We start from the raw sequence: 21,304 nt of genomic DNA on the forward strand, positions 1-21,304 counted from the left end.
CAAAATTCCTCGGGCGGGCATAGTCGTACCAGTCATGACAGGTTCCATACTCATAGTCGATGACGATCCCGTGCAGCGCCGCCTGCTCGAGGCCGCCGTGACGCGGATCGGCCACACGGCAATTGTCGTCGACGGCGGCGCGGCCGCGCTCGATGTTCTCGATGGGCCCAGCGCCCGCGACGTCTCGGTGGTCATCCTCGATCTGGTCATGCCCGGTCTCGACGGCATCGGCGTGCTGAAGGCGATGCGCGAGCGCGACATAAATGTCCCAACGATCGTCCAGACCGCCCAGGGCGGCATCGAGACCGTGGTTTCGGCGATGCGCCACGGCGCCTTCGATTTCGTCGTCAAGCCAGCGTCTCCCGACAGGCTGCAGGCGTCGATCGGCAACGCGCTCAAGGTCGAGGCCGTCGAGGGCGAGGTCAAGCGCACGTCGCGCCGTCGCGGCGGCCTTCTGACCTTCAAGGACATGATCACCCACGGCCCGGCCATGGACAGGGTGATCCGCCTTGGCCAGAAGGCAGCGGCATCCAACATACCGATCCTGATCGAGGGCGAGTCGGGCGTCGGCAAGGAACTGGTGGCGCGCGCCATCCAGGGCAGCGGCGACCGCCGCTCGAAACCCTTCGTCACCGTCAATTGCGGCGCCATTCCCGACAATCTGGTTGAATCGATCCTGTTCGGTCACGAGAAGGGCTCGTTCACCGGCGCCACCGACAAGCACACCGGCAAGTTCGTCGAGGCGCATTCGGGAACGCTGTTTCTCGACGAGATCGGCGACCTGCCGCTCGACGTGCAGGTCAAGCTCCTGCGCGCCGTGCAGGATGGCGAGGTCGATCCGGTCGGCGGCCGCTCGACCGTCAGGGTCGACATCAGGCTGATTTCGGCGACGCACCGCAACCTGCTGCAACAGGTCAAGGACGGCAAGTTCCGCGAGGATCTTTTCTACCGGCTGAACGTCTACCCGATCTTCGTGCCGCCGCTGCGCGACCGTCGCGACGACATTCCCTATCTGGTCGCGCATTTCATGCAGAAGGTGGCGCCGGCCGACCCGCGTCATCGCCTGCAAGGCATCTCGGCCGCGGCGCTCGCCGTGCTGCAGGCCTATGACTGGCCCGGAAACATCCGGCAGCTCGAAAATGCCGTCTTCCGGGCCTCGGTGCTTTGCGAAGGCGATGTGCTGACCACCGAGGACTTCCCGCAGATCCGGGCGCAGGTGGAAGGCACCGTCAATCTCGATGCCGGTGGCGTCAGGCAGACGCCGTCCTTGCCCCTGGATATCCAGCAGCGCGACGAGCAAGCCTTGCCTGGCGAGGCCGCCTCGATGACCGAGTTCGATCCGCCGGCCAGGCTTCAGTCCCGCTTCGGCACGTTGCGGGCGCTCGACGAGCGCGGCAATGTGCGTGCGCTGGCCGACGTCGAACTCGAGATGATCAAGCTCGCCATCGACCACTACAACGGCCAGATGAGCGAAGTCGCCCGCCGGCTCGGCATCGGCCGCTCGACGCTTTACCGCAAGCTCAAGGAATACGGCATCGACCCGGAAACCGGCCGCGTCGAACGTCTCGCTTCCTAGCCAGCTTCCTTTCAGATCGAATCTGGATTTTCCGTCTGTTTGCCCGTGCGTGACCTTGTCCGAAAACCTGGATCATGCCCCTCACGCAAGGCCGGGACCAGCTTGTAATGCCAGAACAGGCCCGGTATCGGGTTTTGGCGGGAATGCGGAGGGCCAATGGACAGGCCTGTTCACGCATTAAGGCTAACGGTAACAGATCGTGTTTCGTGCGAGGGCGGAAACATGATCTAAACCAGCGGTTTACCAAGAAACCCTGTGAACAATTTTTGACGGGATATCGCCATGGTGTTACCGCATTTCGGCTTCAATAAGCGATGATTAACCATTAGGATCGATATTCGGATGTGATAACGACACATCCGTTTGGGCAAATCCGGGGACAAACGGCAGCCTGCAAGGCCTTTTGATTTGAACAGAATCGAACGACACACAGACGGGCGGCATCATCACGTGAGCGTCTGGCCGAAGTGGCTGGCGGCGTTGATTGTCGCATTTGGTTTTGTTGCCGCTGCTGCGACGGGCGCCAGCGCCGAAACACGTTCGCTGAAGCTCTACCACCTCCACACGCATGAGAAGGCCGAGATCGTCTACAAGCGCAATGGCCGCTACGATCCGGAGGGCCTGAGGAAGATCAACATCATTCTGCGCGACTGGCGTCGCAACGAGCCGACCAAGATGGATCCGCGCCTGCTGGACCTGGTCTGGGAAGCCTATCGGGAAAGCGGCTCCTCGGACTACATCCAGGTCGTCTGCGGCTATCGCTCGCCGTCGACGAACTCGATGCTGCGCAGCCGCAGCAAGGGTGTCGCCGAAAAGAGCCAGCATATGCTTGGCAAGGCGATGGACTTCTACATTCCCGGCGTGCCGCTGAAGAAGCTGCGCAACATCGGTCTCAGGATGCAGGGCGGCGGCGTCGGCTACTACCCGACATCCGGTTCACCGTTCGTCCATATGGATGTCGGCAACGTGCGCCACTGGCCCGGCATCAGCCGCCAGGAACTGGTCAGCCTGTTCCCCAACGGCAAGACGCTGCATGTGCCGAGCGATGGCAGGCCTCTGCCCGGCTACGAGCAGGCGCTTGCCTCCTACAAGGCGCGCAGGGGTTCTGGCGCTCCGGCCATCGAGATGGCCAGCGCTGGTGGCAGCGGCAAGAAGTCGGGCGGGTTCCTGTCGGCTTTCTTTGGCGGCGGCGGCGACGACGAGGCTGACGACAGCGCCGATGTCGTGACCGCGTCGGCTGCGCCTCCGCCCAAGGCCAGAAACCTGAAGCCGGCGGTGAGCGCCAAGACCAGCAACCTGCCGGGCATCGCCATCGTGGCGCCCGAGAACGCGCAGCGCGCCGAAATTCCGCAGGTCGCCGAAGAGCAGGCTCAGGAACCGGAAAAAGATACGCCGGAGACGATCATCGCGGCGCTGCCTGCCCGCGAGATTCCGCTGCCCGATTTCGCGCCGCGGCCGAAGGCCGACATTGGCGCTCAGCCGCCTGAGACCGTGCCGTTCGGCACGGCGGATGCGACGGCCACCACCGAACAGGCCGTGGCGACCGCGCAGGCGCCGGCCAGTGTTCCTTTCGGCACCGCCGATGCATCGGCTTCCGCCGACCCCGCACAGGTTGCCGTCAACAACATACCGTTGCCGACATGGCGTCCCGAGCGCACGCTGCCGGCAGCCTTGGCTCCGCCGCCCAGCAAGGATGTGCTGATGGCGCTGGCCAATACGGCTGAGCAAGGCGCGACCGCGACCGACGCGTTCTCGGTGCTGCCGTCGGCACGGCCCGAGACGACCAAGCCGGATGCGGTAAAGGCCGTGCTCGACGAGGCCAACGCCCAGGTCGGCGAGGCGGCTGACGATTACCAGGTCGCTTCCTTGCCCGAGCCGCGTTCGGCCTTCAACGATCCATCGGGCGCCGATGCCGCATCGCCGCGCGAGGCCGTGGCCGCCCGCCCGGCAGGCTCCGACCCGGTCGCCGCGATCGGCGCCGGCGTGAAGACGACGCGCAAGGAATCGAGGGCCACCGCCCGCGACCTGAAACCAGGCCCCAGGGCCATGGTGGTTGCCGCCGCGCCGCAGGCCGCTCGCTGGGCGCTGACCAGTGGCGACAATGTCGCCACCGTTTCGAGCGCGACGACGGCGCCGGGCTATGCCTACAATATCGTGCACACGCCGCCGAGCGAGGTTTACACGGCCGGCTTCCAGCCGGGCAACCAGATGGCCGATGCCAACCGCTTCACCGGCAATGCCGTCAAGTTCCTGTCCGTCGCCCGCTTCCAGACCAAGTAACGGACCAAGCAATCAACAAAGCCGCGCCGGGCAACCTGCGCGGCTTTTTGTTGCGCGGCCAGACGCGGGTCGCACCGCCCCCCGTAAGTCCGATCAGTCTGGCATTGCAGTGAGCGTGGAACTGCTCGCCAATTCAACAGGTTCTCCCAAGTTCATTCAAACCCGGATATCCGTGAAGAGCATTCCATTGGCATCGGTCACTGCGTTGGCAGCCGCTTCGGCGCCATCGCTCCAGCGCGGGCCGCTGCCCTGATCGTCAAGACCAACGACCACATGCATGGGATGAAGAAGGGACCAAGGTGGTCACGCATTGGTGGCATCACCGCAAGGTGGTCGAGAAGGTCAGGGTCGGCAATCAAGCGGCCTGAAGCCGATCCAGCAAAGCCCGGTCTTTCATGCCGTGCGGAAATGTCTTACTTCGCGAGCTTGCTGGCCGCGCGCGCCAAGGCTTCGATCTCGTCCCACTTGCCTGCCTTGACCAGGTCGTCTGGCGCCACCCAGGAGCCGCCGACGCAGACGACGTTCGGCAGGCTGAGATAATCGGCCGCGTTCCTGCCGGTGATGCCGCCCGTCGGGCAGAACTTCACATCGGCGAGCGGCGAGGCGAAGGCCTTCAGCGAGGCGATGCCACCCGACTGTTCGGCCGGGAAGAACTTGAGAAAGCGCAAACCCGCCTCGCGCGCGGCCATGATCTCGCCGGGCGTGATGGCGCCGGGCAACAGCGGAACCTCGCTGTCAGCGGCCGCGGCCAGAAGCTCGCGGGTGATGCCGGGGCTGACGATGAATCGCGAGCCCGCGGCGGCGGCCTCGTCGAACTGGCGGGCATCGAGAATGGTGCCGGCACCGACAATTGCTTCCTCGACCTCGGCTGCCACCCGACGGATCGCTTCCAGCGCATCGGCGGTTCTGAGCGTGATCTCGATTGCCGGCAGGCCGCCGCGTGCCAGAGCGCGCGCCAGCGGTACCGCGTCAGCGACATTGGTGATCTTCAGCACTGGAATGACCGGTTGGCCGTTGAGGAGTGACAGGAGCTTTTCGGTCTTGCTGGGCACTTCGTCTCTCCTTGAGCTGGACAATTCAACCGATTAGCAGAAGGTCGTTTTCCTGTCCACGAAACCAGCCGTGTCGCGATGTCACGCAGTCGCGATCAGTCAGATGTTCTCTCCATGAAGGAAGGATCTCCGGCTCTGCCTTGAATCGGCTTGCATGAGCGTTTAGTGGCTTCGGCAATGACTTCGTCCACGCCTCAACCTTTTCGCGTTGCCGCACTCTACCGGTTCGCCCGGCTCGACGCCTTCGAGGAATTGCGCGCGCCGCTCGCTGCCTTCTGCTGCGGGCGCGGCATCAAGGGTACCTTGCTGCTGGCGCGTGAGGGCGTCAACGGCACCGTCGCCGGCAGCGAGGCCGACATCGCCGCCCTGGTCGCCCATCTCGAAGCCCTCGAAGGACTGGCCGGCCTCGAGGTCAAGTACAGCGCAGCCGCGGAAATGCCGTTCCACCGCATGAAGGTGCGGCTGAAGCGCGAGATCGTCACCATGGGCGTCGGGGATATCGACCCGACGACAAGCGCCGGCACTTATGTCGCGCCGGCCGACTGGAACGCGCTGATTTCCGAGCCCGACACGATCGTCATCGACACCCGCAATGCCTACGAAGTGTCGATCGGAACCTTCAAGGGGGCGGTCGATCCGGCAACGGCGAGCTTTCGCGAGTTTCCGGCCTGGGTTGAAGCGCACCGGACAGAGCTCGAAGGCCGCAAGGTCGCGATGTTCTGCACCGGAGGCATACGCTGCGAGAAAGCGACCGCTTACGTGAAGTCGCTCGGCTTCGAGGACGTGTTCCACCTCAAGGGCGGCATCCTCAAATACCTCGAGGATGTTCCGCCCGAACAGAGCCTGTGGCAAGGCGAGTGCTTCGTCTTCGACGAGCGGGTTTCGGTGTCGCACGGCCTCGCCGAGGGCGAGGCCGAACTGTGTCGCGCCTGTCGCCATCCGCTGACGCCGAGCGAACGGTTGTCGCCTGAATTTGCCGCCGGCGTCTCGTGCCCGCAGTGCTTCGACGCCCGTTCGGACGAGGACCGCCAGCGCTATGCCGAGCGCCAGCGTCAGGTCGAACTGGCGCAGGCACGGGGCAGGGGTCCGCATATCGGATCTTAGGTCCGTGCTGGTTTCGACGGCTGCGGCAAAGCGACGGTTTGTCATTGTAATGCAAAGATCCGGGCCCTACGTCTTCGACGTTCGAAACCTGCCCGTTCGGCCGGGCAAATCCTGGAGGCATTGATGTTCGATCCCAAGAAGCTTCTCGACGATCTGCTCGGCTCGCAAATTCCCGGCACCAGCGGCACCGTCCGCGACAAGGCGGGGCAAGCCGTGCAGATGGCCAAGGACAATCCGCTGGCCGCCGGCGCACTCGCTGCCGTGCTGCTCGGAACGGGTGCCGGTCGCGAGGTCACGGGCGCCGCGGTGAGGCTTGGGGGACTGGCTGCTATCGGTGGCCTCGCCTACAAGGCGTACCAGAACTACAAGGCCGGCAACGCACCGGCGGAAGCGCCGGCAGCCGGCGAGCCGGAATTGCTGCCGCCTCCCAAGGACACCGCCTTCCACCCGTCGCAGGCGCCGCAAGGCGAGGACGAATTCACGCTGACCCTGATTCGCGCGATGATCTCGGCCGCGAAGGCAGACGGCCATATCGACGATGACGAACGCCAGAAGATCGCCGGCAAGCTGAGCCTCTCGGGGATCGGCACCGATGCCGAAAAATTCCTGATGGCGGAGCTGGAGAGCCCGCTCGATCTCGACACGCTGGTGGCCGGCGCAAAGACCGATGCGCAGAAGCTCGAACTCTACACCGCGTCGCGCCTTACCGTCGATCCCGACACACGCGCCGAGCGCGGTTACCTCGACCTGCTTGCCGGCCGGCTTGGCCTTCCGGACGCGCTGGTCGATCATGTCGAGGCGACGGTTTCGGCGGCCAAGGTGCCGGCAACACAGGCCGGGACCTCACCCAATCCGCGCTGGTAATCCAAATCGGCACAGGTCGCCTTCCCGGCGTTAACCTTTCGTTAACTCAGGAAGCGCATGATTCTATGCAGTCGGACCGGCTTTCCTCCTCCCAAGCCCGGTTCAGATCAGGGCGGTCGCCAATGACCGCCCTTTTTGTCGGGACCCGTTGGCGGTCTCGCTTGCCATCACGCCGTTATGTGCAAAGCCTCCGCGCCAAATCCTGAAAATCAGGCGAGGAAGCGCGGCACCTTGTTTTATGCGTGTCGTTGTCCCAAAAACGCTGCGCACTTTTAGGCACCAGGAGGACAGCCATGACCGAGCAAAGAACCGCCATCGTCACCGGCGCCGGCACCGGCATCGGCAAGAGCGTCGCCACGGCGCTGCTCGAGGCCGGCTGGAACACGGTGTTCTGCGGGCGCCGCAAATCCGTGCTGGATGCGGCGATCGTCGAGGCCGGCCCCACGGACGCCAAGGCCTTGGCGGTTGCCTGCGACATCAGCAAGGCCGGCGAGGTCGATGATCTGTTCGAGACGGTGGCGGAGGCCTTCGGCCGTGTCGACCTGCTCTTCAACAATGCCGGCATGGGCTACAAATCGACGCTGATCGACGAGATCCCGGTCGAGGTGTGGAACGATATCGTCGGCGTCAATCTCACCGGTTCGTTCCTGTGCGCCCGCGCCGCCTTCGGTGCCATGCGCAAGCAGCGGCCGATGGGTGGCCGCATCATCAACAATGGCTCGGTTTCGGCCTACGCGCCTCGCCCGGGCTCGGTACCCTATACGGCGACCAAGCATGCCATCACCGGGCTGACCAAGACGCTGGCGCTCGACGGCCGGCCCTATGATATCGCCTGCGGCCAGATCGACATCGGCAACGCCCTGACCGACATGGCGCAGCCGATGACGGTCGGCGTGCCGCAAGCCAACGGCTCCATCGCGGCCGAAGCGGTGATGGACGTCCAGCGCGTCGCCGACGCCGTCGTCCACATGGCCAGCCTGCCGCTCGACGCCAATGTGCTGTTCATGACGGTGATGGCGACCAAGATGCCGTTCGTCGGCCGTGGGTGAGCAGCAGGCCCCGGCTGGGGCTTCGTCATCGGCTCATTTGCCCGCCAGCGGCACTCCGGGTTTGAAGAGCAGAATGGGCCTGATCTCGTAAACGGCGGTCGGATTGACGCGGCGAAGGTCGCGGGCGATCGCGATGGCGTCGTCTCTCGTGGCGCAGTCGACGACATAGAGGCCGAGCAACTGTTCCTTGGTCTCGGCGAAAGGGCCGTCGATGATCATGCCGTCGCCCGGGCCGCGCAGGGTGCAGGCATCCTGGGTCGGCCCCAGGCGCGCGGACGGTCCAAGCGTGCCTTCCTCATGAAGCCGGGTGTTGATCTTCAGCAGGTCGGCCATCAGGGCCGCATCTTCCTGCGGCGTCAGAGCCTTGATCGCATCTTCCACGTGATAGGCAAGGATTGCATAGAACATCAGAAGCACCCGATTCGATCCTTATCCGGGGACCGTAATCGTTCCGGCGATACGCGCCCAGTCTCGATTGCTCGGCTCCGGACAGTTCATGACAGCCGACCGAAACCTCGTGGGCTCGCGAGGCGTTGGATATCACTTCGCCAGGAACGCCCCGATCCGCTCCAGCGCACGCAAAATATTCTCCTCGGAATTGGCGTAGGAGAGCCTGACATAGCCTTCGCCGAGGATGCCGAAATCGGGGCCGCCGATCAGCGCCACGCCGGCATCGTCAAGCAGGGCAGAGGCGAGCTTCTTGGCCTTCCAGCCGGTCTTCGAAACATTGGGGAAGGCGTAGAACGCGCCCTTTGGTGTGATGCAGGAGATGTTGGGCAAGGCATTCAGCCCCTCGACCACGACCTTCCGGCGGCGGTCGAAGGCGCGCATCATGGTGTCGACATCGTCCTGCGGGCCGTCTATCGCGGCGATGCCGGCCAACTGGCTCGGCGCGTTGACACAGGACCAGCAATTGACCGCCAGCTTGCGGACCTTGTCGTAGAGATGGGCGCCCTTGTCGCCATTCGGCCAGATCGACCAGCCCATGCGCCAGCCGGTCATCGCCCAGGTCTTCGACCAGCCGTTAAGCACGATCAGCCGGTCGCGGATCTCGGGGAAGCCAAGCAGCGAGCAGTGCGTCTCGCCGTCATAGGTCATGACGTCGTAGATCTCGTCGGAGAGGATGGCGACGTCGGGGTGCTTCTCCAGCCCCTTGACCAGCTTCTCGATCTCGGCGCGTGGCGTGACGCCGCCGGTCGGGTTGGCCGGCGAGTTGAGGATCAGGAGCCTGGTCTTGGACGTGATCAGCGCCAGCGTCTCCTCGGCGGAGAAGGCAAAGCCGTTCTCCTCGCGCATCGGTACCGGGATCGGGGCGGCACCGGTGAACTCGATCATCGAGCGGTAGATGGGAAAGCCGGGGTCGGGATAGAGGATCTCGGCGCCCGGCTCGCCGAACATCAGGATCGCGGCGAACATGGTTGGCTTGCCGCCGGGCAGGATCATCACCGCTTCGGGCGAGACCTCGACGCCGGTGGTGGTCAACGTGCGGCGCACCACCGCCTCGCGCGTCGCCAGCAGGCCGTTGGCCGGCGTGTAGCCGTGGTGGCCGTCGCGCAGCGCCTTGATGGCGGCCTCGACGATATGCTGCGGCGTCTTGAAGTCCGGCTGGCCTATGCCGAGATTGACGATGTCGCGGCCCTGGCTCGCGAGTGCTGTTGCCCGCGCCAGCACGGCAAAGGCGTTTTCCTCGCCGAGACGGTCGAAGGCCGAAATCGTGTGGAGCATTTTTCCCGTCCGTGTGGTTCTTACTGTTGGCGTGCGTTTTTGTGAGCCTCGGCGGGCAAATGTCAACGGATTGGAGCTTTCGGTGTCGGAAAATCTCAAAGATTGGCAGCCGCGCCCGCGCCCCGCGCGCAAGACCATCGACGGCCGGTATGTCAGGCTCGAACCGCTGAGCGCCGCAAAGCATGGCGACGGTCTCTATGAGGCGTCCTCCGTACCCGATGCCGACGGCCGCTTCGCCTGGCTGCCCGACTATCCGCCGGAAACCCGCGCCGCCTTCCAGCCATGGCTGGACAGAGTGGAAGCCAGTGAAGATCCGCTGTTCTTCACCGTCATCGACAAGGCCAGCGGCAAGGTCGCCGGACGCCAGACGCTGATGCGCATCGATCCGGCCTATGGCGTCATCGAGATCGGCAACATCTATTGGGGTCCGCTCATCTCGCGCAAGCCAGCGGCGACGGAAGCGCAGTACCTGTTCATGAAATACATCTTCGACGAGCTCGGCTATCGCCGCTACGAATGGAAGTGCAACAACCGCAACGAGCCATCGAAGCGGGCAGCGGAACGGTTCGGCTTCAAGTTCGAAGGCATTTTCCGCCAGCATCTCATCGTCAAGGGTGAAAACCGCGATACCGCGTGGTATTCGATCATCGACAAGGAGTGGCCGCGCTTGAGCAAAGCCTATGAAGCGTGGCTCGATCCGGCCAACTTCGATGGTGGCGGCCAACAGAAGCGACGGCTTGAGGATTTTCGCGCGGAGTTCGGCGCGTAACGGGAGTTCGTCATTGGCGCATACCCACGATCATAGCGGGCACGATCACACTCGGCATGATCATAGGGCCGGCCATGTGCATGGCTCGACCGACAAGAAACGCGTCCTGATCGCCGCCTGCCTGACCGGCGGCTTCATGATCGCCGAAGCGCTCGGCGGACTCTTCACCGGGTCGCTGGCGCTGCTGGCCGATGCGGGCCACATGCTTGCCGATTCGATCGCGCTCGGCCTTGCCTGGTATGCGTTTCATCTTGCGGGGCGCCCGGCGACCGGCCGTCTCACATATGGCTTCGGGCGGGTCAAGACACTGGTGGCCTACACCAACGGCATCGCCATCTTCGTCATCGCGCTGTGGATCGTCTACGAGGCATGGGGGCGCCTGCAGGCGCCGGTGCCGGTGCTTGGCGGGCCGATGCTGGTGGTGGCGATCCTCGGCCTCGTGGTGAATATCGGTTGCTTCTTCGTGCTGCATGGCGGCGACCGCGAAAGCCTGAACATGCGCGGCGCCATCCTGCATGTCCTCGGCGACCTGCTCGGTTCGGCCGCCGCGATCGTTGCCGCGCTGGTCATCCTGGCCACGGGCTGGACGCCGATCGACCCGATCCTGTCGGTCCTGGTCTCGCTGCTGATCCTGTACACGGCGTGGTCGCTGATGCGCGAAGCCGCGCATGTGCTGCTCGAGGGCGTGCCGCCGACCCTCGACCGGGATCTGATCGCCAGGGACCTGGAAACGACGATCCCGGGCGTGCGCGAAGTGCACCACATGCATGTCTGGTCACTCGACGGAACAAGCAACATGGCGACGCTGCATGCCTGCCTTGGCGAGGGCGTCGATGCCTATCAGGCGGTCAGCGCCGTCAAGAAGCGGCTTGCCAGAGAGCACGGCATCAGCCATGCCACGGTGGAACCGGAGTTCGGCCAGTGCACCGACACTGGCGGCGACCACGATCATGATCACGGGCACGACGCGGCGCCGCATCATGGCCATTATCACTAGGGCCGATCGATTGATACCGATTGGTCCTGTCTCAGGAGTTCCAAAGCCTTGAAAGCCAGCTCGATGAATGACCGCTGCCCGGGTGCAGCGTGATGGACCGCGACACGCGCAATGCCGCCATCGCGGCGGTGTGGATCATGCTTCTGTTCGGCATCGCGGCCTTCTATCTGCCGACCGTGATGCTGGCACTGGGTAGCCTTTCGACCGTGCTGGCCGGTGCGTTTGGCATTGTCTTCGTGCTGGCGTTTTTCTCGGTGTTCTGGCTGCGGGCCCGCAACCAGCGCAAAAACCAGGGTAAGTAGAGGTCTTTGACATGCGCATTCTGATCACTGGCGCCGCGGGAATGGTCGGCCGCAAGCTCATCGCCCGGCTGGCCAAGGACGGCACACTGCGCGGCCGCAAGATCACCGCGCTCGACCTGCACGACATAGTGCCGCCGCAGGCGCCAATCATGGACGGCGTCAGCGTCACTATTCATACCGGCGATCTCGCCGTGGCGGGTGCCGGCGAAGGCCTGGTCGCGTCGCGCCCCGATGTCGTCTTTCATCTCGCCGGCATCGTGTCCGGCGAGGCGGAAGCCAATTTCGAACTCGGCTACCGCGTCAATCTCGACGGCACACGGGCGCTGTTCGATGCCATCCGCCTGGCCGGCTTTGCGCCACGCGTCGTCTTCACCTCGTCGATCGCGGTGTTCGGCGCGCCGTTCCCGGATGTCATTTCCGATGACTTCCATCCGACGCCGCTGACCTCCTATGGAACGCAGAAGCAGATGAGCGAGGCGCTGCTCGCCGACTATTCCAGGCGCGGTTTCTTCGATGGCATCGGCATCCGGCTGCCGACCATCTGCGTGCGGCCCGGCAAGCCGAACAAGGCGGCTTCGGGGTTCTTCTCCGGCATCATCCGCGAGCCGTTGAGCGGTCAGGAGGCGATCCTGCCGGTGCCGCGTTCGGTCGTGCATACCCACGCCAGCCCGCGTTCGGCGGTGAATTTCCTGATCCATGCGGCGGAGATCGACGGCGCCGCCGTCGGGCCGCGCCGCAACCTCACCATGCCCGGCGTCGCCGTCAGCGTCGGCGAACAGATCGAGGCGCTGGAGCGGGTTGCCGGCGCCCAGGCGGTGAAACTGATCCGCGAGGAACCGGACGAAACGATCTGGGCCATCGTCAAGGGCTGGCCGACACGATTCGAGGCGCGGCGGTCACGGGAACTCGGCTTCAGCGCCGAACAGAGCTTCGACGAAATCATCCGCGCCCATATCGAGGATGAGCTGGGCGGTAAGGACAGCGTCTGAAATCTGCTGTTGCCGCTACTCTTTCGGATGGGAATTTTCTTGTTCGCCCCACCGCGCGAAGAATCTCGTCTTTGCTTCCACGTAAAGCAAAGCCAGCAATAACCCTATTCCGACAAGAACGCTGTGGGTAAGGGCTACTGCGACAAGAGCCAGTGCAAAACTGCTTCCTACAATGATCCCTATGAGGAAGGAATGTCTGGTCCCTTTTCCGGCCCAAATTATCGCTATTGACGTTGCGACCCAAGCCAAGAAAATAAAAGTGGGCATTCCCCAGTCAGATAGCCAAAACGGGCGGAATACCACTCCTGCAATGATGGCGGGGATGCCGAGCGCCATACGCAACAAAAACGTCCTGAAGTCTTTGTTCATCGCGAGATACCCGCACGAGCCTGACACGCTCACACGAAAGACGGCAACTCGTTAAAATAGCCTCTTCGCCATTCGGGGAAATAGCAAGTCGAAGAGCCTGAGGGAAATCAGGAGCTAAATCTTAGAGCCTCAGACACTTGACGCTACTTAGGCGCCGGCCAAGCTCGCCGACAGCAGCAGCAATCCGAACAGGAAGACGAAGGCGGCGCCGCCGATCTCGACGATCGAATGGATGCGGTTGCCCATGCGGCCGTCTCCGGCGAAATACACCGCCCAGTTCTTGGCGGTCACGGCAAGTGTTGCCAGCGCCGAGACGGTGATGGCGGTGCCCAGCGACATTGCCAGCACCGACAGCAGGCCGCCGAGCCAGAGCCCGTTGAGCAGGGCAAAGCTCAGCACGATCAGCGCGCCGGAGCAGGGGCGGATGCCGACCGCCGCCACCGCCGACCATGCCGTGCGCCAGTCGAAGCGGTCGCCCGACAGCAGCGCCGGATCTGGCGCATGCGAATGGCCGCAGGTGTCGCAGACCTCGCCCGGGGCGTGATCGTGATGAACATGATCATGCGCGGCATGACCATGATCGTGCGCACCGTGGTCATGATGATCGTGCGAAGGGTCAGGCGCATGATCGTGCTCGTCATGAACGTGCAGGGCGTGCGAATGAGCATGCGCCGAATGGCCGTGAGCGGCATGCGAATGACCGGCGTGCGAGTGGCCGCCATGGGAATGACCGGCGTGGGCCGCCGACAGGCTGTAGGCGGGCCCTCTGCTAAACAGGCGCAGGACGGAGGGGCCAAGCTTGCGCCACAGCAGCCAGGCGCCGAAGAGGGTGACGAAAACAAAGCTCATGATCTCCATGAACCAGGCCGCGTCGGTCATCGAGACGGCGGTGCCGCGCAGGACGAAATAGGCGACCGCCATCACCACGACCGCGGTCAGGCCCTGCAGCAGGGCCGAGACGAAGGACAACAGGATGCCGCGCCGCAGCGCCACTTCATTGGCCACCATGTAGGACGAGATCACCGCCTTGCCGTGACCGGGACCGGCGGCATGGAAAATGCCGTAGGCGAAGGACAGGCCGATGAGCAGCCAAAGCTTGCTGCCATCCTGGCGCATCGCCTTCATCGCCGTCGCCAGCGCGCGATAGAATTCCTGCTGCCGCAGATTGATCCACATCAGGATGTGGGCGAACGGGCCGGTGGTGGGCGCCATGCCGTCATTGACGCCGATGCCGAGCGAACTCTGGGCATGGGCGACGTTGGCGAAGTGCATCATGGCGAAGGTGATGGCCAACAGGCCGAATGCCAATCGCAGGGACGGTTTCGTCACCGGCTTCATCCTTCTGGCTGACAGGTCAGTTCGAGCTTGGTGGCGAAGATCTTGCTCATGTCGGTGCCTGTCGGGTCGTTAAAGAAGGCATCCGTCAGGGTCTTCTGGTTTTCCTTGATGGCTTCATCCGGGTCCGGCCGAACGACCTTGCTGGTGCAATTCGACGGCAGGCCTTCAACCGTTATGTGGGAATCCTCGGTGAAGTCGATCGCGGTATAGAATGTCGGATCGTAGACGCCGATGTCGATCTTGCCGGCCAGCTTGATCGGCACCTTCGGTTCGGACTCGAACAGGATGATCAACTGGTCGTTGTCGAAATTGGCCATCAAATGCGGCGGCGGTGTCATCGCCACGTCCTTGCCGTCGACGGTGACGAGCTGGAAATAGTTGAACTCGGCCAGCGAGGCGTGGACGGTGTCGGCAACCTCCTTCAGCTCGTTGTCGTCGAGCTTCAGGTCGGAGTTCTTGTCGAACTCCATCATCACCGTGCTGGAGAACAGATCGTCGAAGCGCCAGAGATGACGCAGCGCCTTCACACTTTGGTGATCCGGGGAAAGGATCACGTCGAGGCGGGCCTCGGCGAAGACGTGCGGATGCACCTCAGCCGGTCCGACGGCGGCAAAGGTCGCCGCCAAGGCCGAAGCCAGCATGATTGCGTGCCGTTTAAGATGCATTCTCGGTCGCGATTCCATCGGCCTCGGAGAGATATCGAGAGTTACCAGAAAGGGGGCGAAATTGGGACCGCTGGGGTGTGTCGCCCGGATGTGCGTAGCGGCTTTGGGACATCGGCAAAGGCTTAAAGCGCGTCGCGGCGCAATGCGCCTTGGCGGCTGAGACTGGTCAGGCAACCTCGCGCGTCCTGAACCACTGCACCAGGAAATCGACGAAGACGCGGACCTTCGCCGGTAGATAGCGGCGATGCGGGTAGACGGCAAAAATGCCGCCGCCGGACAGGATGCGGTCATCCAGCACAGTCACCAGCCGGCCGCTCTCGATGTCGGGCGCGGCGATGAAGTCCGGCAGGACGGAAAATCCCAGCCCCGCCACCGCCGCGGCGCGCGCCGTCATCGGGCTGTTGACTTCGATCGGGCCCGACACCGAAACGCTTACCGGATCGCCATTGTCACCCTTGAACGGCCAGTTGTTCAGGCCTCGGCCATTGGTGTCGATGATGCACGGCATGCGGCTAAGGTCCTGCGGCCGTGTCGGCGTGCCATGCTTGGCGATCAGCTCGGGGGAGGCGCAGAGCTTTATCGAAAACGGCGCCAGGCGCCTGGCGATCAGCGACGAGTTCTCCAGCCGCGAGATGCGCACCGCAAGGTCGAAGCCCTCCTCGACGAGATCGACGAAACGGTCGTCGAGCTGGATGTCGAGCACTATGTCGGGGTGCTGCTTGGCGAAGTCGATCAGCGACTGGCCGATCGGCGCGTCGGCGAAGGTGCGCGGCGCTGACAGCTTGATCCGGCCGCGCACGTCGCCGGAGGATTCGCGCACGGCGTCGGCCAGGCTGTCGACCTCGCGCACGATCTCCGAGGCGCGCCGGTAGTAGGTGTGGCCGGCCTCGGTCATCGAGAACTGGCGGGTGGTGCGGTTGAGCAGCAGCGCGCCGAGCTCGTCCTCCAGCTCGCGCACATATTTCGACAGCAGCGCCTTGGAGCGGCCGATCTTGCGCGCCGCCGCCGAAAAGCCCTCGGCTTCGACCACATCGATGAAGGCACGCATGCGGGTCAGTGTGTCCATGGTCAGGCCTTTCGTGCCGCGTCGAGAAGTTTCCGGCCGAGCCGTATCAGGGCAATGTCGCTGCCGGAAGGGCCAAGCAGCGACAGGCCGAACGGCGCGCCGGCGACCGAGCCGACGGGCAAGGTGATTTGCGGAAAGCCGGACAGTCCGGCTAGGCACAGAAGCCGCAGCGCCCGCTCGCGATAGGCCTGGAATTGCTCCGGTGTCGAGTCCACATACGGCGCCGGACCCGGAACCGTCGGCAGGACAAGGAAGCCATCCTTGCCGAGCAGGGCGGCCAGTTCGCCACGAAAGGTCAGCCGGCGCACCGTCTCGGCCTGCGCTGTCTTGTCGTCGACGGCACGGCCAAAGCCGAAACGTTCCTCGACGCCGGGGCCGAGGTCGCGCTCGCCGCTGGTGATCCATTCGCCGTGCACCGCCCAGGCTTCCTTGGCCTGCAGCCGGCGAAAGCACCAGTAGAGTTCATCCGCAGACGAGGTGAAGGGCGTTGCCGGCGACGCCGGCGCGCCGAAAACCGCGCTCGCCAGCGCCCTCATCCCCGCATATTCGGCAATCGCCGGGCGGGCGACAAGATCATCCAGCCAGTCCAGCGACAGCGGGCGGTCCAACGGGTGGTGGTGCGGGTCGCGGCCAAGCAGCAGCTTGCCGACCGTCTCGTAGGTCTCGATGTCGTCGGCGAACCAGCCGAACGTGTCGAAGCTCGGCGCCAGTTGCATGGCGCCGCCGAGCGAGATGCGTCCATGCGTGGTGCGCAGGCCAATCAGTCCGCAAAAGCTCGCCGGCGCGCGGATCGAGCCGCCGGTGTCGGAGCCTGTCGCGATGTCGGCCAGCTTGCCCGCCACCGCCGCCGCCGACCCCGACGATGAGCCGCCGGTGACGCGGTCGGGCGCTGCCGGGTTCACCGGAAACGAAAAGTGCGCATTCTGGCCAAACAACGCGAAGGCGAGCTCGTCGGTCTGGGTCTTGCCGACGAAGCGGGCGCCGGCATCGAGAATCATCTGCACGGCGGGTGCGGTGCGCGAGGCGGCATCGCTTTCGGCGAATTTCCGTAAATTGCCACAGCCAGTGCGGTAGCCGGCAACGTCGTAGATGTCCTTGACGGCCAGCCGCAGGCCGGCAAGCGGTCCGAGCTCGGCATGTGCCACCGGCATCTGGCGAAGATCGAGAAAGGCGTTGAGAGGGCCGAGCGTGCCTGTCATCGTTCGATATCCGGATACGGTTGTCGCAACATTGTTCGATGCCGGGAATTTTACAACCTTGGATGCGATTTTTATTGATTGTGAAACGCTTCGCTCTTATATCGCGCTTGCCCAAAGTCGCACGTGCCTGTGGGTGTCCGCCGATCCTCGAATGGTGAGGGAAATCGGTAAGGTAACTGGAGCCAACCCCTCCAGTCGGTTTAGCGGCCAACCGCCAGACCGAGGACACCTTGAAGCAACGACGGTGCGGGCCTTTCTGGTGTTCTGCCGGTCGTCCAAAGACCGGGGTTACTGAAGAGGCACACCTTCATTGCCGGCAGTGCGGAACGGGGTCTCCCAATCCAAGCCAAGGCAGACAAAGCGAACCGAGGCCGGGCAAGGCCAAGGTTCACCGCCGCGAGACGGCGTTTCATGGTTCCGGGGTCTCCACCGGCTGGTTCCATGGATTTCCGTCCCGCCTTTGTCCACCGCGTGTTCGCGAGGCCGAGGGCCCGCGTCCCGCAGCCTTTGTGCGCGCCGAAAGGCGCTGATGGAGAGACCCGATGGCTACCCAGCGCATCCTTGACTTCCTCGCCACCCGACGTCCGACCGGCCCCTGCCTCGTGGTCGACCTCGATGTCGTGCGCGACAATTTCCGCGCCTTCGAGAAGGCGCTCCCCGATTCGAAGATCTACTATGCGGTGAAAGCAAACCCGGCGCCGGAAATCCTGCGCCTGCTTGCTGCGATGGGCTCGTCCTTCGACACCGCTTCCGTTGCCGAAGTCGAGATGGCCATGGACGCCGGTGCGCTGGCGGACCGCATTTCCTTCGGCAACACCATCAAGAAGGAGCGTGATATCGCGCGCGCCTACCAGCTCGGCATTCGCCTGTTCGCGGTCGATTGCGTCGAAGAGGTCGAGAAGATCGCCCGTGTCGCTCCAGGCTCCCGCGTGTTCTGCCGCGTGCTGACCGATGGCGAAGGCGCCGAGTGGCCGCTGTCGCGCAAGTTCGGCTGCGTGCCGGCGATGGCCGTCGACGTGCTGCGCCATGCGAAGGGGCTCGGCCTCGACGCCTATGGCGTGTCGTTCCATGTCGGCTCGCAGCAGACCGACCTGACCGCCTGGGACCGTGCGCTCGCCGACGCCAAGGCGGTGTTCGCGACGCTCGCCGAGGAAGGCATCGTGCTCAAGATGGTCAACATGGGTGGCGGTTTCCCGACGCGCTACCTGCGTGACGTGCCGGCCGCCCAGGCCTATGGCCAGGCGATCTTTTCTGCGCTGCGCAAGCATTTCGGCAATGCCATTCCGGAAACCATCATCGAGCCGGGCCGTGGCATGGTGGGGAACGCCGGCGTCATCAAGTCGGAAGTCGTGCTGATCTCGAAGAAGGCCGACAACGACAATGTGCGCTGGGTGTTCCTCGACATCGGCAAGTTCGGCGGCCTGGCCGAGACGATGGACGAGGCGATCCGCTACCCGATCGTCACCGCGCATGACGGCACGGAGACAGCGCCTTGCGTGCTCGCCGGCCCGACCTGCGATTCGGCCGACGTGATGTACGAGAAGACGCCTTATCCGCTGCCCTTGTCGCTGACCATCGGCGACGAGGTGCTGATCGAAGGCACCGGCGCCTACACGACCACCTATTCGGCGGTCGCCTTCAATGGCTTCGAGCCTCTCCGATCCTACGTGATCTGACGGTTCGCGGGAGCCGATCAGATCATCCCAGGTGGGCGCCCGTCGCCCGCCCGGGCTCGCTTGTGGAACAGATCTCCGCTCGCCAGGGATTGCGGAAATGGACATTGCAAATTTCACTGTTGAAGGCGCCGCGCATTGGCCGATCTCCTCCGTTGGGGGAGAGGTGGCCGGCGCTGTCGCCATCGTTGCCGAGACCGCGGCCGACGTCGCGGCGCGCGAAGCCTTGCTCGACGAGGCCATGGGGCCGAAGCGCAAGGCAAAGTCGTCGGAGAAGCTGCGGCGTGGCCGTCGCCCTTCGGAAGGTCTTGCCTTCGTCGCGCGCGATGCATCGAGCGCCGTGGTCGGCACGGTGCGGCTGTGGGATGTCACGCTGGGCGAGGGCGGTCCGGCAGCGCTGCTGCTTGGCCCGCTCGCCGTCGCCCCATCGCTCAAGAGTGCCGGCATCGGCTCGGCGCTGATGCGCCATGCAATGGCCGAGGCGGCGCGCCTCGGCCACGCCGCGATCCTGCTGGTCGGCGACGCGCCCTACTATGGACGATTCGGGTTCTCGGCTGCCAGGACCGGTTCGCTTGCCATGCCGGGACCCTATGAGCGGCACCGCCTGCTGGCGCTGGAGCTGGTGGACGGCGCGCTTGACGGTGTGCAAGGCACGCTGAGGGCGGCGGGACGCAAGCTGAAGGCGCAGGAGCTGACGTCGGCGGCCTGAGGCTTCAAGGGCAGCTTGAAGCGGGTACGCGGCCTATCGTCCAAAACAAAACGCCGCCGGTCAGGCGGCGTTTTGTGTGTCTGAAATCGATCAGCCCAGCAACTGGCTGAGCGCCATGGCGACGGTCATGTCGCCTTCGACCTTGATCTTGCCGGTCATGAACGCCATCGTCGGGTTCAGGTCGCCTGATATCAGCGAATCCAGATCGTCGAGCGAGAGCTTGATGGTGCAGTCGGCGGGGGCGTCGGTGGTCGAAATGGTCGCCCCGTCGATGACGATGACGCCGTCGCCGCCGGTGTCGAACTTCACGGAACGATCGAACCCGCTGCTGGCCACGCGCGACTTGATCTTCTCGGCAATCTCCTGAACGCTCACGCTGTTCTCCTTGTCTGGTTGCATCTGTCGCGCACCGGCGCTTCGATCCGGCCGAAGCCCCATGCCGTGTTTTCCGCGATCTCGGTCGCTGCCGCATATAGCTTTGGGTTGACGTTTACGTCAACGCGAATTCCGGCTTCGGGCGGTTCAATGTTCCTTGAACGGCTTGGTCATTTCCGACGCCGTCTCGCTTTTCTTGCGGCGCAGCCAGTTGTCGCGGATCTCGTCCTTCGAGAGGAAGTTGACCTGATCGATCAGGACCTCATGCACCAGGGTGGCGCCGACACGCTTGTTGACGGTGTCGCGGATCGCGGCACGGAAGGCATCGAGGTCGATCGTCTCCTTCTTGGTGAAGTCGACCTGCGGATTGGAATAGAGGTAGGAATAGACCTGATCCGTAATGAGCGCTTCGGCCGGGATGGACAGCTTCTTTATCTGCTCGGGTTCCACGGTGTAGACAAGCTTGGTCAGGAAATAGCCGTCGATCCTGGAATCGCGGATCAGCGGCACTGAAATGATATCGGTCTTGACGTAGTCGAGCCCGCCCAGCATCGGCTTCGGGGTTTCGCCGACGCCTTTTTCGCCCGCCGCCTGGAACGAATAGAACACGGCGCCGAGCGTGGCGGCGCAGATCCAGATGGCGATGGCGATGACCTTGATCATCGGGCCTTGTCATTCCCTGGCGATGGAAACGCGGCGCTTCCCATTTGCACGGGCATGATTGCCGATGCGTTCCTTGGGCTCGGCATCATGCCTTCGCCCAGCCGAACTCGCCGGCCGAGTAGGTGCCGTCGGCTTCCGAGCGCTGGATGGCACTCCGCAACAGGCTGGCGACTTCATTGACCGCGCTGAGGTGAGCCAGGATCGCAGCCTCGTTCTTCGCCAGCTTCTGGCGCAGCCGGGTCAGGCCTTCGCGGTGCTGTTCGAGGAACTCGGCTTCACCGCCGCCCTTCATGGCGCGGGTCAGTTCGTAGAGATAGCGGCTCTTGCGGGCGTTCGATGCCTTGAGGTCATAGCTGGTGTCGCTGCGGATGCCGGCGGTCTCTTCCTCGACCACTTCCTCGATGCGGCCGATGATGGCGGCGAGATTGCCAGGCCGCGCGAACGGGATCGGCGCTTCCGGCGCGCTCGTGCGCGCGGGCAGGTTGGCGGTGAATTCCGAAAAGTCGGCCATGAGAATCCTGGTCTAGTTAGATTGAACTC

Annotated in this window: 22 protein-coding genes; 11 read left to right on the top strand and 11 right to left on the bottom strand. The window is 64.1% G+C overall.

Going from position 1 to position 21,304, the window contains the following annotated elements:
* Positions 1 to 34 precede the first annotated feature (34 nt).
* Positions 35 to 1,576 carry a sigma-54-dependent transcriptional regulator gene (locus OOJ09_RS09425; protein WP_269904960.1) on the top strand — a complete coding sequence of 514 codons (1,542 nt, stop codon included), beginning with the start codon at positions 35 to 37 and terminating at the stop codon, positions 1,574 to 1,576.
* A 450-nt stretch (positions 1,577 to 2,026) separates the two neighbouring features.
* Positions 2,027 to 3,856, top strand: a complete 1,830-nt coding sequence (locus OOJ09_RS09430; RefSeq protein WP_269904961.1) for a DUF882 domain-containing protein — start codon at positions 2,027 to 2,029, stop codon at positions 3,854 to 3,856.
* A gap of 413 nt (positions 3,857 to 4,269) precedes the next feature.
* Here the strand turns inward: OOJ09_RS09430 and OOJ09_RS09435 are convergent, their stop codons facing one another.
* A complete protein-coding gene (locus OOJ09_RS09435; protein WP_269904962.1) occupies positions 4,270 to 4,908 on the bottom strand; it encodes a 2-dehydro-3-deoxy-phosphogluconate aldolase in 639 nt (212 codons plus the stop codon).
* Between the two features lie 177 nt (positions 4,909 to 5,085).
* Here OOJ09_RS09435 and OOJ09_RS09440 point away from each other — a divergent pair, with 177 nt between their 5' ends.
* From OOJ09_RS09440 to OOJ09_RS09450, 3 genes are all read left to right on the top strand, one after another.
* Complete coding sequence (locus tag OOJ09_RS09440) at positions 5,086 to 6,012, top strand: rhodanese-related sulfurtransferase (protein WP_269904963.1); 927 nt, start codon at positions 5,086 to 5,088, stop codon at positions 6,010 to 6,012.
* 123 nt (positions 6,013 to 6,135) lie between these two features.
* On the top strand, positions 6,136 to 6,876 hold the full coding sequence (locus tag OOJ09_RS09445; protein WP_269904964.1) for a tellurite resistance TerB family protein: 741 nt from the start codon (positions 6,136 to 6,138) through the stop codon (positions 6,874 to 6,876).
* A 293-nt stretch (positions 6,877 to 7,169) separates the two neighbouring features.
* On the top strand, positions 7,170 to 7,925 hold the full coding sequence (locus OOJ09_RS09450; RefSeq protein ID WP_269904965.1) for an SDR family oxidoreductase: 756 nt from the start codon (positions 7,170 to 7,172) through the stop codon (positions 7,923 to 7,925).
* Positions 7,926 to 7,958: 33 nt separating this feature from the next.
* Here OOJ09_RS09450 and OOJ09_RS09455 read toward each other — a convergent pair whose 3' ends face one another.
* Both OOJ09_RS09455 and OOJ09_RS09460 read right to left on the bottom strand, forming a co-directional pair.
* Complete coding sequence (locus OOJ09_RS09455) at positions 7,959 to 8,333, bottom strand: YciI family protein (RefSeq protein ID WP_256751497.1); 375 nt, start codon at positions 8,331 to 8,333, stop codon at positions 7,959 to 7,961.
* Positions 8,334 to 8,465: 132 nt separating this feature from the next.
* Positions 8,466 to 9,650, bottom strand: coding sequence for a pyridoxal phosphate-dependent aminotransferase (locus tag OOJ09_RS09460; RefSeq protein WP_269904966.1), 1,185 nt, complete (start codon positions 9,648 to 9,650; stop codon positions 8,466 to 8,468).
* Between the two features lie 82 nt (positions 9,651 to 9,732).
* Here OOJ09_RS09460 and OOJ09_RS09465 point away from each other — a divergent pair, with 82 nt between their 5' ends.
* The 4 genes from OOJ09_RS09465 (at position 9,733) to denD (ending at position 12,707) form a co-directional block, all read left to right on the top strand.
* Entirely contained in the window at positions 9,733 to 10,419 is a 687-nt protein-coding gene (locus tag OOJ09_RS09465) for a GNAT family N-acetyltransferase (RefSeq protein ID WP_269904967.1), read from the top strand.
* A gap of 13 nt (positions 10,420 to 10,432) precedes the next feature.
* Entirely contained in the window at positions 10,433 to 11,416 is a 984-nt protein-coding gene (locus OOJ09_RS09470) for a cation diffusion facilitator family transporter (RefSeq protein ID WP_269904968.1), read from the top strand.
* An 89-nt stretch (positions 11,417 to 11,505) separates the two neighbouring features.
* The gene (locus OOJ09_RS09475; RefSeq protein WP_091577817.1) at positions 11,506 to 11,718 is read left to right on the top strand and encodes a hypothetical protein; all 213 of its coding nucleotides are present in this window, start codon (positions 11,506 to 11,508) and stop codon (positions 11,716 to 11,718) included.
* 11 nt (positions 11,719 to 11,729) lie between these two features.
* Positions 11,730 to 12,707, top strand: coding sequence for a D-erythronate dehydrogenase (denD, locus tag OOJ09_RS09480; RefSeq protein WP_269904969.1), 978 nt, complete (start codon positions 11,730 to 11,732; stop codon positions 12,705 to 12,707).
* Positions 12,708 to 12,722: 15 nt separating this feature from the next.
* Here the strand turns inward: denD and OOJ09_RS09485 are convergent, their stop codons facing one another.
* The 5 genes from OOJ09_RS09485 to OOJ09_RS09505 form a co-directional block, all read right to left on the bottom strand.
* Positions 12,723 to 13,076 carry a hypothetical protein gene (locus OOJ09_RS09485; protein WP_269904970.1) on the bottom strand — a complete coding sequence of 118 codons (354 nt, stop codon included), beginning with the start codon at positions 13,074 to 13,076 and terminating at the stop codon, positions 12,723 to 12,725.
* 147 nt (positions 13,077 to 13,223) lie between these two features.
* On the bottom strand, positions 13,224 to 14,414 hold the full coding sequence (locus OOJ09_RS09490) for a nickel/cobalt transporter (protein WP_269904971.1): 1,191 nt from the start codon (positions 14,412 to 14,414) through the stop codon (positions 13,224 to 13,226).
* Positions 14,411 to 15,079: a DUF1007 family protein gene (locus OOJ09_RS09495; protein ID WP_269904972.1), complete on the bottom strand. Its 669-nt coding sequence runs from the start codon at positions 15,077 to 15,079 to the stop codon at positions 14,411 to 14,413. The genes OOJ09_RS09490 and OOJ09_RS09495 overlap by 4 nt, the downstream gene beginning before the upstream one ends.
* A 166-nt stretch (positions 15,080 to 15,245) precedes the next feature.
* Positions 15,246 to 16,145 carry a LysR family transcriptional regulator gene (locus OOJ09_RS09500; protein ID WP_269904973.1) on the bottom strand — a complete coding sequence of 300 codons (900 nt, stop codon included), beginning with the start codon at positions 16,143 to 16,145 and terminating at the stop codon, positions 15,246 to 15,248.
* A gap of 2 nt (positions 16,146 to 16,147) precedes the next feature.
* Complete coding sequence (locus OOJ09_RS09505) at positions 16,148 to 17,344, bottom strand: amidase (RefSeq protein ID WP_269904974.1); 1,197 nt, start codon at positions 17,342 to 17,344, stop codon at positions 16,148 to 16,150.
* 542 nt (positions 17,345 to 17,886) lie between these two features.
* Here OOJ09_RS09505 and odc2 point away from each other — a divergent pair.
* Together odc2 and OOJ09_RS09515 are read left to right on the top strand one after the other, a co-directional pair.
* The gene (gene odc2, locus OOJ09_RS09510) at positions 17,887 to 19,020 is read left to right on the top strand and encodes an ornithine/lysine decarboxylase (RefSeq protein ID WP_269904975.1); all 1,134 of its coding nucleotides are present in this window, start codon (positions 17,887 to 17,889) and stop codon (positions 19,018 to 19,020) included.
* Positions 19,021 to 19,117: 97 nt separating this feature from the next.
* A complete protein-coding gene (locus tag OOJ09_RS09515; protein WP_269904976.1) occupies positions 19,118 to 19,726 on the top strand; it encodes a GNAT family N-acetyltransferase in 609 nt (202 codons plus the stop codon).
* Positions 19,727 to 19,816: 90 nt separating this feature from the next.
* Here the strand turns inward: OOJ09_RS09515 and OOJ09_RS09520 are convergent, their stop codons facing one another.
* The 3 genes from OOJ09_RS09520 to OOJ09_RS09530 form a co-directional block, all read right to left on the bottom strand.
* Complete coding sequence (locus OOJ09_RS09520) at positions 19,817 to 20,101, bottom strand: SCP2 sterol-binding domain-containing protein (protein ID WP_091578059.1); 285 nt, start codon at positions 20,099 to 20,101, stop codon at positions 19,817 to 19,819.
* A 147-nt stretch (positions 20,102 to 20,248) separates the two neighbouring features.
* Positions 20,249 to 20,764: a hypothetical protein gene (locus OOJ09_RS09525; RefSeq protein WP_256751506.1), complete on the bottom strand. Its 516-nt coding sequence runs from the start codon at positions 20,762 to 20,764 to the stop codon at positions 20,249 to 20,251.
* Between the two features lie 85 nt (positions 20,765 to 20,849).
* Positions 20,850 to 21,275 (bottom strand): hypothetical protein, encoded by a 426-nt coding sequence (locus tag OOJ09_RS09530; protein ID WP_269904977.1) that lies wholly within the window; start codon positions 21,273 to 21,275, stop codon positions 20,850 to 20,852.
* Positions 21,276 to 21,304: the final 29 nt, after the last annotated feature.

Origin of the sequence: Mesorhizobium qingshengii, assembly GCF_027563465.1 — a bacterium.
Taxonomy (GTDB): Bacteria; Pseudomonadota; Alphaproteobacteria; order Rhizobiales; family Rhizobiaceae; genus Mesorhizobium; species Mesorhizobium qingshengii_A.

Excerpts from the sequence above, each read along its gene's own strand:
- OOJ09_RS09425 (WP_269904960.1), top strand. The coding sequence starts at position 35 with ATGACAGGTTCCATACTCATAGTCGATGACGATCCCGTGCAGCGCCGC.
- OOJ09_RS09440 (WP_269904963.1), top strand. The coding sequence starts at position 5,086 with ATGACTTCGTCCACGCCTCAACCTTTTCGCGTTGCCGCACTCTACCGG.
- OOJ09_RS09445 (WP_269904964.1), top strand. The coding sequence starts at position 6,136 with ATGTTCGATCCCAAGAAGCTTCTCGACGATCTGCTCGGCTCGCAAATT.
- OOJ09_RS09450 (WP_269904965.1), top strand. The coding sequence starts at position 7,170 with ATGACCGAGCAAAGAACCGCCATCGTCACCGGCGCCGGCACCGGCATC.
- OOJ09_RS09455 (WP_256751497.1), bottom strand. The coding sequence starts at position 8,333 with ATGTTCTATGCAATCCTTGCCTATCACGTGGAAGATGCGATCAAGGCT.
- OOJ09_RS09460 (WP_269904966.1), bottom strand. The coding sequence starts at position 9,650 with ATGCTCCACACGATTTCGGCCTTCGACCGTCTCGGCGAGGAAAACGCC.
- denD (WP_269904969.1), top strand. The coding sequence starts at position 11,730 with ATGCGCATTCTGATCACTGGCGCCGCGGGAATGGTCGGCCGCAAGCTC.
- OOJ09_RS09485 (WP_269904970.1), bottom strand. The coding sequence starts at position 13,076 with ATGAACAAAGACTTCAGGACGTTTTTGTTGCGTATGGCGCTCGGCATC.
- OOJ09_RS09490 (WP_269904971.1), bottom strand. The coding sequence starts at position 14,414 with ATGAAGCCGGTGACGAAACCGTCCCTGCGATTGGCATTCGGCCTGTTG.
- OOJ09_RS09495 (WP_269904972.1), bottom strand. The coding sequence starts at position 15,079 with ATGCATCTTAAACGGCACGCAATCATGCTGGCTTCGGCCTTGGCGGCG.
- OOJ09_RS09500 (WP_269904973.1), bottom strand. The coding sequence starts at position 16,145 with ATGGACACACTGACCCGCATGCGTGCCTTCATCGATGTGGTCGAAGCC.
- OOJ09_RS09505 (WP_269904974.1), bottom strand. The coding sequence starts at position 17,344 with ATGACAGGCACGCTCGGCCCTCTCAACGCCTTTCTCGATCTTCGCCAG.
- odc2 (WP_269904975.1), top strand. The coding sequence starts at position 17,887 with ATGGCTACCCAGCGCATCCTTGACTTCCTCGCCACCCGACGTCCGACC.
- OOJ09_RS09515 (WP_269904976.1), top strand. The coding sequence starts at position 19,118 with ATGGACATTGCAAATTTCACTGTTGAAGGCGCCGCGCATTGGCCGATC.
- OOJ09_RS09525 (WP_256751506.1), bottom strand. The coding sequence starts at position 20,764 with ATGATCAAGGTCATCGCCATCGCCATCTGGATCTGCGCCGCCACGCTC.
- OOJ09_RS09530 (WP_269904977.1), bottom strand. The coding sequence starts at position 21,275 with ATGGCCGACTTTTCGGAATTCACCGCCAACCTGCCCGCGCGCACGAGC.